Raw genomic sequence first — 13,431 nt, 5'->3', positions numbered from 1 at the left:
CATTAATTTAGAACTTTGATTTTAACTTGGCGTCTTCCAAACTTATAAGCCGCTTCTTTAGTTGGTACATGAAGATCAATCTTCTTCCCTTTAATCGCGCCGCCTGTGTCCCCTGCAATTGCATGGCCATAACCTTCAACCCATACTTTTGAGCCTAGGGGAATGACACTTGGGTCAACAGCAATCACTTTCAAGTTCCGATTCGCATTTAAGTTAATACCTGTGGCAGTAATTCCTGAACACCCGTTACAGCCTGCCGTGTACGCCGTAGCGGTCACGTAAAACTCTTTGCCACCCGAAGGTGCTGAATTATTATTACGGGATACACTGACGTTCGATTTCGCTGCACTCGTATTGTCTTTTGTATTTGTGTTTGCACTCGCTACTGCTATCTTCGATCCAATTGCTACAATTTTCTTCTGTGGTTTTTTAATTACTTTTTCTTCAAGCATTTTGCGGGAAACTTCTGTCCCGTTTTCTTTAAGAACTTCAAACTTCCGTGAAACAGTTCCGTTTTCTCCCGCCTGGACGACTTTTTCTCGACCTTTAAGTAAAGAAGAATCAGTACGTGTTTCAGTTGCGAAGTTTGCAGATTCCTCTACTACATCAGTAACCTTTTCCACACGGACAATATTGACCACGGAATTCGGCATAATAAGTTCTTCTATATGCGCTTCTAATCGGTCAAGTTCATTCAACTGAATGTTTTCCCTTTTTAAAAAGTCAGCGACTGTAATCGAAGTGGACCAGAAACTTTGCTCTTCTCCACCATCGTTCAGCACAACTTGAAACGCTTTTTCAATGGTAATGATTTGATCGACTCCTAGTTGCTCATTCAGACTAGGTGTTACGCGATCGTGTTCGGAAATTTCAATACCGGCTTCTTCCAACACTTCATCTATATTACTTTGTGTTGTCCATAGAGATGTAATCTCTTGGTCAACTAATATTGCAACTTGTTTTGCTTGTTCCCAGTTAATTGATAGACCTTCTTCAACTGGTGTATTCATTGGGGGTGTTACTATATCATTTTCGGAAACTACTATTTCTTGTTCGGAAAGTAGTTTGCCAACTGTATTTGCGTGTGTCTTGATTTCTAGTTCTTCACCATTCGCATCTAAAAGAACCGTTTTCTTTGTTCCTTCGTAGAAAACGAGTGAAATTACAGTGATAAATAGCATAAACGAAATGACAGTTAACGCTATCCCTTTACTCCTCAATGACCCCAAGAATAGACTTTTCATGAATCTATTTGACATGAAAAAAACTCCTCCTTCATCACTCGTGTGATTATATAGGTTACTTTTCTGAGTGTCAACTCTTTCGAATTAGAATAATAGCAAACTTAGAAAGGTACCTTTAGTCCAAAGTACGGAAATTTTTTCAGTCTATTAATTATTTAATATTGTAAATTTCCATCGCATTTTCCGTTGTCTTTTTTGCTACTTCCTTGATTGGCAACCCTTTAAGCCTTGCAATCTCTTCTGCCACAAGGGTGACATAGACTGGTTCATTTCTTTTTCCACGGTACGGATGTGGTGTCAAATACGGTGCATCCGTTTCAATAAGCAAATGCTTCAGTGGAATTTCGGTTGCGACTTGCTTCGGCATTTTGGCATTTTTAAATGTTACTGGCCCTCCAAGTGAAATCATAAAATTCATGGCAATGCATTCTTTCGCTGTTTCTACGCTACCGCTAAAACAATGCATGATTCCTCCCGACTTCTCCGCCTCTTCTTCTTTCAATATTCGAACAACATCCGCCGTAGCGTCACGATTGTGAATAATAACGGGCAAACCAACTTTTTGAGCAAGCCGGATTTGTTTTCTGAACAATTCCTGTTGAATGTCCTTCGGTGACTTATCCCAATAATAATCGAGTCCGGTTTCACCGATACCGACGACTTTCGGATGTTTGGCCAAGGATTCAATCCACTCCAAATCCTCTTCTGTGCAATCAATTGCATCAACCGGATGCCACCCGACAACTGCGTATATAAACGGATACTGTTCTACAAGTTCCATCGCTTTGTTAATTGTTTTCCGATCAAAACCAATAACAATCATTTTTTCAACGCCTGCTTCAAAAGCCCGTGAAATTACCTCATCGACGTCATTTTCGTATTGATCTGCGTTTAAGTGTACATGGGTATCTATATACATTTTCTCTCTCCTTAAGGTTCTCTTATTATATTGCAGTCCATTGTTACTTTCCCCGCATTTATATTACAGGAGTGTTACAGTTTAAAGTTTTATTGAAATAATAGGATTAATCATGTTGAATTCAGAGCGGATATAAATAAAAAAGCGGCGTTTCCAATAAAGGGACGCCGCCACTGTTTCATAGTTTAAGTTATTTTACTTGAGCGCCATTTTCAAGCGCTGAATCGACTGTTGCAAGTTTTAAAATACCGTCCGACTGTCCTGCCAAAATCATACCTTGTGACAGTTCACCCCGTAATTTAACCGGCTTTAAGTTTGCGACGACAATAACCTTTTCGCCTATTAACGCTTCAGGTTCGTAATGTTCTGCGATTCCTGAAACAACTTGCCTTTGCTCATAGCCAAGGTCTAGTTGAAGTTTCAGCAGTTTATCCGCTTTTGGAATCTTTTCACATGCAATTACTGTTGCCACACGTAAATCTACGTTCATGAAATCATCGATTGTGATTTCTTCACTCGCTGGTTCCGATTTCGGCTCCGGCTTTGTCTTTTCCTCGTCTGGCGCAGATACAGCCATTTGATCGCGAATATAAACGACTTCAATTTCTGGATCTAAGCGCGGGAAAACAGGTATACCTTTTTCAATCACTTTTGTTCCTTTGGGTATCGCATTGAAATCACCAAGCGTCTCCCAGCTAAGCAAACTTTCGTCTAGTCCAAGCTGACCGACAATTTGTTTAGGTGATTTAGTCATAAACGGTTGCAGAAGTACCGCGATATGCCGTAGCGAAGACGCAAGATTTGCCATAACAGACGCAAGCTGCCCAAGGTCCTTCTCATCCCTTGCTAGTACCCAAGGTGATGTCTCATCGATATACTTGTTCGTTCGAGAAATCAGCGCCCATAACTCACCTAAGACAATGCTGAACTGCATATCTTCCATAGAGGACTCGTATTTTCCAACTGTTTTTGTAATGAAGTCCGTCAAACTTGTATCATATTCAGTTGGTACAAGCCCTTCAGTCGGAATTACACCTTCGAAATATTTATTGATCATAGAAATTGTTCGATTTAGTAAGTTACCAAGATCATTCGCAAGATCATAATTCGTTCGTTCAACGAATGTTTCTGGAGAGAATACACCATCTTGTCCAAACGGCAGTTCTCGAAGAAGGAAGTACCTTGTTGCATCCAGACCGTACCGTTCAACAAGCATTTCCGGGTACACAACGTTTCCTTTCGATTTCGACATTTTACCGTCTTTCATCATGATAAAGCCATGTGCAAATACTTTCTTCGGCAATGGTAAATCCAAAGCCATAAGGAAGATTGGCCAGTAAATCGTATGGAATCTAACAATATCCTTCCCAACTACATGTACATCGGCTGGCCAATACTTGTTGAACAATGAATCGTCATCAGATTGGTAACCAAGTGCTGTAATATAGTTTGTCAACGCATCAACCCAGACGTAAATCACATGCTTCGGATCTCCAGGTACTTTAATACCCCAGTCGAATGACATCCGAGAAACAGAGAGATCCTCAAGACCTGGCTTAATAAAGTTATTAATCATTTCATTTTTACGTGATTCTGGTTCAATGAATTTAAGGTTGTCTTCGTAATATTTCAATAATCTGTCCGCGTATTTTTTCATATTAAAGAAATACGATTCTTCTTTTACCTTTTGGACAGGGCGTCCGCAATCTGGGCAGTTTCCATCGTCAAGTTGGGCTTCGCCAAAATACGATTCACAAGGTATACAATACCAACCTTCGTACTCCCCTTTGTAAATATCACCATTGTCGAGGAATCTTTTGAAGATCTTTTCAACCCCTGCCTTGTGGCGATCTTCCGTCGTACGTATAAAATCGTCGTAGGAAATATCCATTGTTTCCCACACCTTTTTTGCGCCTTCTGCTATACCGTCAACAAACTTCTGTGGCGCCAGACCCGCCTCATCCGCTTTTTCCTGTATTTTCTGGCCATGCTCGTCCATCCCGGTTAAGAAACGTACATCGTAACCGCGTAAACGCTTGTAACGCGCCATCGCATCCGAAGCTACAGTCGTATAAGCTGTTCCGATATGGAATTTTCCGCTAGGATAATAAATTGGCGTGGTAATATAAAATGTTTCTTTCTCTTTAGTCACGAAAAACTCCTCCAATATTAATATATAATCTCTATTCTATCGAAATATCAAGAACGATACAATGAAATAACCTAAACAAGAGCATTGCCACCGATATTACCGATTATCTTGTACACTACTTTCAATTGTTGTAAATGAATAAAATCATTATTGTTTTTATCATAATTTTGGGTTTATTCCATTGACGTTAATTGGAAGACTTGGTATGATACATTAGACAGAGCGAACCATGTCGTACTTTGTCGAACACCACATTTGGAAAGGAGATTGATCTCGTGAAATCAACTGGTATCGTAAGAAAAGTAGATGAACTTGGACGTGTAGTTATTCCAATCGAGTTACGTCGTACGTTAGGAATTGAACAAAAAGACGCTTTAGAAATCTACGTTGATGAAGATAAAATTATCTTGAAAAAATATATGCCGAATATGACTTGCTCAATTACGGGCGATGTTTCAGACGATAACTTAAGTCTGATTGGTGGTAAACTAATTTTAAGCCCCGAGGGTGCACAACAATTAATCGAAGAAATTCAAAACAACTTGAAAAATCAATGAGTAATTCAACATCCTTCTGGAGCGGGACTGCCGTTCCGGATTTTTTTATTCATTTTCACTTTCGATATGATATGCATTATAAACTTCCCGTCGACCGATTCCACGGGCATTCGCTACTTCGCGAATTGCATCTTTCGAGCGAATCCCCTCTTTTTCCATTACAGCTGTTACATGATCATATAAAGACAAATCTTTCCACCAAATAATTTGCTCTTCCTCTATAGTTCCATCGCTACCGTCAATAATAATACAAAACTCGCCCCTTATAGTATTCGATTCTGCCCAATTAACCGCTTCTTCAAGCGTTCCACGCAAAAACTCTTCGAAACGTTTTGTCAGCTCTCTAGCTAGGACAATGCGGCGCGTACTTCCAAGTTGTTCGCGTAGTGCACTTAGCGTTTCTTTCAATCTATGGGGTGCCTCATACAAAATTAATGTTTCTTGCCGTCTTTTCAACAAATCCAACTGGATACGCCTGTCCTTTTTATTGCGTGATAAAAAACCATAGAACAGGAATGGCTGTGGGGTAATTCCAGAAGCAACAAGTGCCGTAATAGCTGCATTCGCGCCAGGTACAGGTACAACGTCATACCCTTCGTGGACCGCCTTTGATACGATATCCACGCCGGGATCGGATATGCACGGCATACCGGCATCACTAACAAGCGCTACATCTTTTCCCTCCATAAGAAAGGCCAAGATTTTGTCCCCGCCAACTTCTATATTATGCTCATGATAACTTATTAACGGTGTTTTAATTTCAAAATGATTACATAACTTAATCGTATTACGTGTATCTTCCGCAGCGATTACATCTGCTTCTTTTAAGATGCGAATTGCCCGATACGTTATGTCTTCGAGGTTTCCAATGGGTGTTCCAACAAGATACAGTTTTCCGCCACCTAATTCAGCACTCTTTTGTGATTTCATTCAGACTTTTCCCCTTTCCAATATGGATTTCTTTCTCGTTTCTTTTAAGTTGCTTAAATTTATACTCAGCCTGCATCGCTTCACGTTTAGTTCCATACGTCTCGTGGTATATACAGTGTACTGGTCGTTTTGCACGTGTATACTTCGCACCTTTTCCATCATTATGTACACGAACACGCCGTTCTAAGTCATTCGTATATCCAGCGTAATACGAACCATCGCCGCATTCAAGGACGTAAAATACATGTTCACTTATCTTCTCCATAAAGTAACTGCCTCACTTCTTCCGTATATTCGCCATCCGCCCCGTACACATAGAGTGGAGGTAATACTTTCAAGTCTGGCTTGCCATCTTTCGTTCCTTCAATAAGAAGCGTGTTGGCGGGTTTTCCTTCTTTCGGATAAACAAATCGAATTCGTTTCGGTTCAATCCGATTTGCCCGCATCGCCGTAACGATATCAAGCAAGCGTCCCGGACGATGGACAAAGGCCGCTTTACCGCCTTGCTTCAAAAGTTCACTAGCCGATTGAATGGCTTGCTCAAGCGTAAGATGAATTTCGTGCCTGGCGATCGCCATATGCTCGCTTATGTTTTTCTCGCTCGCTTTGTGTGCTGGAAAGTACGGAGGATTACATGTCACCGTATCGTACATATCATAACCAATTTTCGACGCAATCCCAATGACATCATCATTTAAAACTTGAATACGGTCTTCTAGTCCATTATAATAGACGCTTCTTTTTGCCATTTCCGCAAGACGTTCTTGAAGTTCTACAGCGGTTATTTCTGCACCTGTTCGTGCACTTAAAAAAAGGGGGATTGCCCCATTTCCCGCGCATAGATCGACAATCTTTCCTGATCGAATGGGAACGTATGCAAATCTGGCAAGCAAGACTGCATCAAGCGAAAAAGAAAAGACTGAAGGGCTTTGAATAATTCTCAAATCCTCCGCCAGTAAATAATCAAGTCGTTCATCGTCTTTTAATAGTTCATTCACACTAATTCCTCCCATAAGAAAAGCCGAAACCTACATTACAATAGGATCGGCTTAGTTTAGACGTTTTGTTTATTTAAAAAAGACAAGCAAAAAAGACAGTCTTCTCCTTTACGGCTACTCCCGTAATGGACATTACAAACGTGAAAGCCCTCGTTGTAAAGGCGGGCCAAGTTGTCGACTCCTTCTCCAACATCAATTGTGTGTGATCTTTTTCCTTGTTGTTTCTGTTTCTTTGTTGATTTTTGTACTTGTTCATCTATTTCTTCGAGTCGCTTGCGCAGATGATGGTTTTCAAGTTGAAGCGAATTGTTCTTTTCCGTCATCTCGGCGACGAATCCCATCAAGTCACGAAATTGTTTATGCATGGATCCGAGTTGTTGTTCGAATTCCATTATTCTGTCCAGAAAGTTTCCTTCTTTCAACAAACCCACCTCATCATTTCATCAAATGAACCATATTATTTTTAGGATCCATTATTTCTTCCAGCGTATACTCAATCACAAGATCTTGTTCCTTCAAACTTACTTGGAGAAGACGTTCAAGAAGGTTCAAACCGACAACTCTTCCCGTGCCTTCTGGTGTATCGATTTTTGTACCAATATCAGGCATTAATGCTTTTGCTTCTTCATAATCATCGTTCTCATACTTTAAGCAGCACATAAGTCTTCCACATAATCCAGAGATTTTAGATGGATTGAGCGACAAATTTTGATCTTTGGCCATTTTAATTGAAACCGGTTCGAAATCCCCCAAAAATGTAGAACAACAAAGCATTCTTCCACAAGGACCTATTCCTCCGAGCATTTTAGCTTCGTCACGAACTCCAATTTGACGCAGTTCAATACGTGTGCGGAAAATAGAAGCAAGATCTTTAACTAAATTGCGAAAGTCAATCCGGCCTTCTGCAGTGAAGTAAAAGACCACTTTGTTTCTGTCAAACGTATATTCAACATCGACGAGTTTCATGTCGAGTTGATGTTCTTCAATCTTACCAACGCCAGTTTCAAAAGCCCGTTCGGCTTCGTGTCGATTTTCTTCCACTCTTTCTATGTCCGCAATTTCTGCTGGGCGAACGACTTTCTTCAGTGGCAGAACGACATCATTTTTATCGACTTCTCTGGCACTAATAACTACTTTCCCATATTCTACTCCTCTGGCCGTCTCAACGATGACATAATTATCTACCTCGAGTTCGTAATCCAATGGATCGAAATAATATATTTTACCCGCTTTTTTAAAACGGACACCTACTACTTTATACAACAAGTAACCCCTCCTGCATATTGAGCACCAATTGCTCCATAAGAAGCGTGCGATTCATATTGCTGTGCAATTGTCTTTTCGACTGTAGCACCGTCTCCATTATCGCAGACAGACGACTGTACGTCATCCTCATTGCAAGTCCTTCGAAAAGTTCTTTTTGATCGGGGTAAGCCGGGGTGGAATTTAACCCTGCTTTTATCGCTACAATGTCCCGATAAACATATAAAAGTAAATCAAGTCCGCGATCGACTTCTTCCTTTTCTTTCAAAACTTGTATCCAATCGGTTTGAATGAACAACAGCGCATCTTGAACGCTACTATTTGATGCTTCAACTAATTTTAACACTGTTTTTCGTATATTTGCAAATTGATCACCGCTCGCTAGTTCAAACGCTTCGCTTACAGTTGCGGTAACCATCGTTGCAGTCGCCGCCATAGACATAGTTATTCCCTTTTCTTCAAGTTCGGCTATCATCGCTTCTCGCGAAGGGGGTAGAAAGGAAATACGTTGACAGCGTGACTGAATAGTTGGAAGTAATGATTGATAGGAATTGGTAAGTAGAATTGCCGTGACATCGCCCTCCGGCTCTTCGAGAAATTTCAGTAGTGTATTTGCAGCCGCAACATGCATCCGATCCGCGGCAGTAACAATATAGATTTTTCTACCCGGTTCATAACCTTTTCGAGTCATTTTGAATATCAAATCAGACATTTGTTCTTTTTTTATATTTTGACCATCGGGACGAATTAAAGTAATATTTGGGTGATTTCCGGAAGTGACTCGTCGACAAGAACTGCATGTTTCACATGGAACATTCTTTTGGGGTTCCTTACAAAGAAGAAGTTTAGCGAAATGCAGTGCAATCACTTCTTTTCCTGTCCCATTTTCCCCGTCAAATAAGTAGGCGTGTCCAATTCTGTTATTCTTAAACATAGACGAAATTCTATCTATAACTACTTTTTGATTTTTAAAAACTTCGGACTTCAATTACACACACCTCCATGTTTCAAAAAACCCGTGTTTCTTTTAAGACAGAAATCACGGGATTCGGGTATATAAATTGTTACAATTCCTTCATTTAACGAAAAGATTAAAAGTGATGAAAATGTTCGATAGGAAGTACAAATACTGTTGCTCCACCAACTTCAACTTCAACTGGATATGGAATATATGAATCGGCATTCCCGCCCATCGGAGAAACTGGTGCAACCATCTGATCTCGTGAACGACAATTTTCCCGGATAAGTTCCAGCGCTTTCGGAACGAGACTTTCTTCAGTCCCTATAAGAAATGTCGTGTTTCCTGATCTGAGAAATCCACCTGTACTTGCTAATTTTGTTGCTCGAAAATCAGCTTTGGTCAACGCAGCGGACAACCGATTACTATCTTGATCCTGTACGACTGCAACAATCAATTTCACGATTATCTCTCCTCTGTTTTCTTACTTTTCTCCATTATACCATGAATTCTTGTATTAGATAAACCGAGTGCTAATGATTTTCCAAATATTTTCCGTAACATCCCTTTTTGAAGGACGTGCATCAATTGTAACGATTCGTTCCGGATAACTTTCGATAAGTTCCATATATCCTTCGTAAACTTTCTTATGGAAGTTAATGCTTTCTTTGTCCAGTCGGTTTTGTTCGCGATCACTGTTTTTCGCGATGCGTTCAAGCCCTTCTTCGGGACTAATATCAAAGAAAATTGTCAAGTCAGGCATTGTATCTCCAATTGCAAACTGATTGATTGAAAAAACATCTTCCATACCAAGTCCTCTGCCATGTCCTTGATAAGCTAGCGAACTATCGACGAAACGATCACATAAAACAATCGCCCCGGCATCGAGTGCAGGGATTACCTTCTCTACAAGATGCTGCCGTCTTGCGGCCGCATATAGAAGCGCTTCCGTCCTCGAATCCATTTCCTGATGTTCATTATCAAGAATAATTGCTCGGATCTTTTCTGCTATTGGGATACCCCCTGGTTCACGGGTTAAAATAACAGTTTTCCCCTCTTTTTGTAACCTTTTATACAACTCCATAATAACAGTTGTCTTACCTGCACCTTCCGGACCTTCAAACGTGATAAAAATACCTTTCTGTACCATGTTATTCCTCCGTTTCTCTTCTTACTACGACTATTTCTTTTTTGTTTAAGTCAATTGCTCCTTGGAATTTTGCCCCCCGTGCGATTAGTGTAGAAAGCGACTGTACATGCTCTTTCGTCACCATTTCGCCCGCTAGTAAAAGTGGAATGCCAGGTGGATACGGGATAACTGCGGCCGCGGCAACCGAATCAACAGCGGCTTTATAAGAAATCCACTCGGTTTCCAAACCCTCAAGTTCTTTACTTGAATAATACAATTTAGAAATACCTTGACCAAGTAGTAGTGGCTCGGTTGTCAATTGTAGGTCCGTCGACTCGTTTACGCCGGCAAATGCTTTCCTAATCTTGTTACTTATTTCTTCGAAAGGGTAATTATGTTCACACTTTAATAGCGGTAAGACTAGCAAAACTTGAAAAGGGTCCGCAAGTTCTACGTAAACCCCTTCCGCTTCTAGTCGTTTTTGTATAGTAAAACCCGAGCAGTTTTTCGAACGTATAATGAGTTTTAATGGATCGTCTGTTTCAATCATTTGAAGACTTGGTATTTCTTCAAGCCTTTTCATGAATTGACTACGCTGCTCCACGAAATTTATTTTATCATCTTTATTATAAGTTTCTGCATAATCTCGCGCATCATCAAGCGATGCCATAAGAAGATAAGATGGACTACTTGACTGTAACATGTGTAAGTAGTGGGCAATTCTTTTGGGGCTTATTAAATTAGATTTCACATGTAAAAATGAAGCCATTGTCATTGCGGGTAAGGTTTTATGTGCTGAGTGCACAACAACATCGGCACCCATTTCCAAGGCAGACTGTGGAAACGGATCTCCTATGACAAAATGTGCCCCGTGCGCCTCATCCACAAGGACTGGAACTTCGTGTAAGTGACAAATCTTAATTACTTCTTCCAAATTTGTTCCGGTAACCCCATAATACGTAGGATAAGTTAAAATAACGGCTTTTGCATTCGAATGCAACTCCAATACTTCTTGAATCTGCATAGCCGTCACTGCTCCGACCGTCCCTGATTTGTTATCCCATGATGGCATAACGAATATTGGAATTGCCCCCGTCAATTCAATTGCGTGAAATACAGACTTATGAGCATTGCGTTGCACAATAACTACATCTTCAGCACTGCATGTTGCGTAAATCATAGCCAAGTTTCCGACCGTTGACCCATTCACAAGAAAAAAGCTTCTGTTGGCTCCATACAAAGTCGCTAACTTCTGTTGCGCTATTTTCAATACACTTTCGGGCTCATGTAGATCATCCAGGCCTTCAAGCTCAGTGAAATCGTATTGAAGTGCCGACCGTAGACCTACAGGTAATCCAGATAAAGTTCCATTCTTATGTCCTGGAACATGAAATGAAATCGGGGTTGATTCTTTGAATTTTACTAACGCTTGAACTAGGGGCTTGTTATGTTTTTTCATTAAAAGTCCACTTCCTTTTTTAGCTATGTGAGTTAATTTCATAACGGAAGATTTAGTGTTGAAATACGAAAAAGGTTGATTTCTGCTTCGGGGGGACGCTTTCCGTGGGCACGGCTTCAACCTCCTCGTCACTGTGTTCCCGCGGGGCTTTCAGCTCGCGCTATTCCCACTGGAGTCGCCTCGAAGGAAGCAGCTCGGTCCTTGCCCGCGCAACGCGTCCGCTTGCAACAAAAATCAACCTAATTAACACTGCTAATCGTATAAAATTGGGAAGGTATCTACTTTTACACGTTTTTTTTAAATTCAATATATATAAAAAAGCCACTACCTATTTGGTAATGACTTAAGTGCCTGGCAATGTCCTACTTTTATAGGAGTTAGCCTCCAACTACCATCGGCACTTGAGCTTAACTACCGTCGATTCTACTTTTTGAATACAAAAAAAGCCACTACCATAAAGATAATGACTTCTTTAGTGCCTGGCAACGTCCTACTCTTGCAGGGGGATACCCCCAACTACCATCGGCGCTGAAGAGCTTAACTACCGTGTTCGGTATGGGAACGGGTGTGACCTCTTCGCTATCGCCACCAGACTCTTTGAGCTTGTTCGCTCAAAACTGGATAAAACAGACATTAGTGTATTAAAGTTTGTAACCAACTAGACCTTTTTAATTGTAGTGGTTAAGTCCTCGATCAATTAGTATCCGTCAGCTACGTACGTCGCCGCACTTACACCCCGGACCTATCAACCTCATCTTCTTTGAGGGATCTTACTTACTTGCGTAATGGGAAATCTCATCTCGAGGGGTCTCAAATTTCCTGCGCCCGCGACGGATAGGGACCGAACTGTCTCACGACGTTCTGAACCCAGCTCGCGTACCGCTTTAATGGGCGAACAGCCCAACCCTTGGGACCGACTACAGCCCCAGGATGCGATGAGCCGACATCGAGGTGCCAAACCTCCCCGTCGATGTGGACTCTTGGGGGAGATAAGCCTGTTATCCCCGGGGTAGCTTTTATCCGTTGAGCGATGGCCCTTCCATGCGGAACCACCGGATCACTAAGCCCGTCTTTCGACCCTGCTCGACTTGTAGGTCTCGCAGTCAAGCTCCCTTATGCCTTTGCACTCTACGAATGATGTCCAACCATTCTGAGGGAACCTTTGGGCGCCTCCGTTACTCTTTAGGAGGCGACCGCCCCAGTCAAACTGCCCACCTGACACTGTCTCCTGCCCCGATAAGGGGCATGGGTTAGAAGTCCAATACAACCAGGGTAGTATCCCACCAACGCCTCACCCGAAGCTGGCGCTCCGGAGTCTTAGGCTCCTACCTATCCTGTACAGGTTGCATCGGAATTCAATATCAAGCTACAGTAAAGCTCCACGGGGTCTTTCCGTCCTGTCGCGGGTAACCTGCATCTTCACAGGTACTATAATTTCACCGAGTCTCTCGTTGAGACAGTGCCCAGATCGTTACGCCTTTCGTGCGGGTCGGAACTTACCCGACAAGGAATTTCGCTACCTTAGGACCGTTATAGTTACGGCCGCCGTTTACTGGGGCTTCGGTTCGAAGCTTCGCTTGCGCTAACCTCTCCCCTTAACCTTCCAGCACCGGGCAGGCGTCAGCCCCTATACTTCACCTTGCGGTTTTGCAGAGACCTGTGTTTTTGCTAAACAGTCGCCTGGGCCTATTCACTGCGGCTCTCTCGGGCTTTAACACCCTACCAGAGCACCCCTTCTCCCGAAGTTACGGGGTCATTTTGCCGAGTTCCTTAACGAGAGTTCTCTCGATCACCTTAGGATTCTCTCCTCGCCTACCTGTGT

General features: G+C 41.9%; 13 protein-coding genes and 2 rRNA genes. 1 reads left to right on the top strand and 14 read right to left on the bottom strand.

All coding sequences use genetic code 11. The features are described 5' to 3' along the window. Nucleotides 1-2 precede the first annotated feature (2 nt). The 3 genes from KSU66_RS19090 to metG form a co-directional block, all read right to left on the bottom strand. Nucleotides 3-1,259 (bottom strand): G5 and 3D domain-containing protein, encoded by a 1,257-nt coding sequence (locus tag KSU66_RS19090; protein WP_269053056.1) that lies wholly within the window; start codon nt 1,257-1,259, stop codon nt 3-5. Nucleotides 1,260-1,395: 136 nt separating this feature from the next. Continuing rightward, nucleotides 1,396-2,163, bottom strand: coding sequence for a TatD family hydrolase (locus tag KSU66_RS19085; RefSeq protein ID WP_269053055.1), 768 nt, complete (start codon nt 2,161-2,163; stop codon nt 1,396-1,398). A 190-nt stretch (nt 2,164-2,353) separates the two neighbouring features. Next, entirely contained in the window at nt 2,354-4,315 is a 1,962-nt protein-coding gene (metG, locus tag KSU66_RS19080) for a methionine--tRNA ligase (RefSeq protein WP_269053054.1), read from the bottom strand. 275 nt (nt 4,316-4,590) lie between these two features. Between metG and KSU66_RS19075 the strand changes: the two genes are divergently transcribed. Then, entirely contained in the window at nt 4,591-4,872 is a 282-nt protein-coding gene (locus tag KSU66_RS19075) for an AbrB/MazE/SpoVT family DNA-binding domain-containing protein (protein ID WP_269053053.1), read from the top strand. Between the two features lie 45 nt (nt 4,873-4,917). Here KSU66_RS19075 and rsmI read toward each other — a convergent pair whose 3' ends face one another. From rsmI to KSU66_RS19020, 11 genes are all read right to left on the bottom strand, one after another. After that, a complete protein-coding gene (gene rsmI / locus KSU66_RS19070; protein ID WP_269053052.1) occupies nt 4,918-5,802 on the bottom strand; it encodes a 16S rRNA (cytidine(1402)-2'-O)-methyltransferase in 885 nt (294 codons plus the stop codon). Further along, nucleotides 5,780-6,067, bottom strand: a complete 288-nt coding sequence (locus tag KSU66_RS19065) for a GIY-YIG nuclease family protein (RefSeq protein ID WP_269053051.1) — start codon at nt 6,065-6,067, stop codon at nt 5,780-5,782. The genes rsmI and KSU66_RS19065 overlap by 23 nt, the downstream gene beginning before the upstream one ends. Next, entirely contained in the window at nt 6,051-6,800 is a 750-nt protein-coding gene (locus KSU66_RS19060) for a tRNA1(Val) (adenine(37)-N6)-methyltransferase (RefSeq protein ID WP_269053050.1), read from the bottom strand. The genes KSU66_RS19065 and KSU66_RS19060 overlap by 17 nt, the downstream gene beginning before the upstream one ends. Nucleotides 6,801-6,856: 56 nt before the next feature. Further along, on the bottom strand, nt 6,857-7,222 hold the full coding sequence (gene yabA, locus KSU66_RS19055) for a DNA replication initiation control protein YabA (protein WP_269053049.1): 366 nt from the start codon (nt 7,220-7,222) through the stop codon (nt 6,857-6,859). Nucleotides 7,223-7,235: 13 nt separating this feature from the next. Beyond that, entirely contained in the window at nt 7,236-8,063 is an 828-nt protein-coding gene (locus KSU66_RS19050; RefSeq protein WP_269053048.1) for a PSP1 domain-containing protein, read from the bottom strand. Then, nucleotides 8,056-9,051, bottom strand: a complete 996-nt coding sequence (gene holB / locus KSU66_RS19045) for a DNA polymerase III subunit delta' (protein WP_269053047.1) — start codon at nt 9,049-9,051, stop codon at nt 8,056-8,058. Before holB ends, KSU66_RS19050 begins: the two co-directional genes overlap by 8 nt. Before the next feature lie 103 nt (nt 9,052-9,154). Further along, nucleotides 9,155-9,484 (bottom strand): cyclic-di-AMP receptor, encoded by a 330-nt coding sequence (locus KSU66_RS19040; RefSeq protein ID WP_269053046.1) that lies wholly within the window; start codon nt 9,482-9,484, stop codon nt 9,155-9,157. A 54-nt stretch (nt 9,485-9,538) separates the two neighbouring features. Next, complete coding sequence (gene tmk, locus KSU66_RS19035; protein ID WP_269053045.1) at nt 9,539-10,171, bottom strand: dTMP kinase; 633 nt, start codon at nt 10,169-10,171, stop codon at nt 9,539-9,541. 1 nt (nt 10,172) lies between these two features. Further along, nucleotides 10,173-11,609, bottom strand: a complete 1,437-nt coding sequence (locus KSU66_RS19030) for an aminotransferase class I/II-fold pyridoxal phosphate-dependent enzyme (protein WP_269053044.1) — start codon at nt 11,607-11,609, stop codon at nt 10,173-10,175. 477 nt (nt 11,610-12,086) lie between these two features. Further along, nucleotides 12,087-12,202 (bottom strand): 5S ribosomal RNA (rrf, locus tag KSU66_RS19025). An 84-nt stretch (nt 12,203-12,286) separates the two neighbouring features. Continuing rightward, nucleotides 12,287-13,431, bottom strand: a 23S ribosomal RNA gene (locus KSU66_RS19020); the annotation flags it as partial.

Source organism: Sporosarcina sp. G11-34, from assembly GCF_026931025.1.
This window is presented reverse-complemented; position numbering and strand designations above follow the sequence as displayed.

What these genes read in the sequence shown, in the direction of transcription:
- KSU66_RS19090 (WP_269053056.1), bottom strand. Translation starts at nt 1,259, where the DNA reads ATGTCAAATAGATTCATGAAAAGTCTATTCTTGGGGTCATTGAGGAGT.
- KSU66_RS19085 (WP_269053055.1), bottom strand. Translation starts at nt 2,163, where the DNA reads ATGTATATAGATACCCATGTACACTTAAACGCAGATCAATACGAAAAT.
- rsmI (WP_269053052.1), bottom strand. Translation starts at nt 5,802, where the DNA reads ATGAAATCACAAAAGAGTGCTGAATTAGGTGGCGGAAAACTGTATCTT.
- KSU66_RS19065 (WP_269053051.1), bottom strand. Translation starts at nt 6,067, where the DNA reads ATGGAGAAGATAAGTGAACATGTATTTTACGTCCTTGAATGCGGCGAT.
- tmk (WP_269053045.1), bottom strand. Translation starts at nt 10,171, where the DNA reads ATGGTACAGAAAGGTATTTTTATCACGTTTGAAGGTCCGGAAGGTGCA.
- KSU66_RS19030 (WP_269053044.1), bottom strand. Translation starts at nt 11,609, where the DNA reads ATGAAAAAACATAACAAGCCCCTAGTTCAAGCGTTAGTAAAATTCAAA.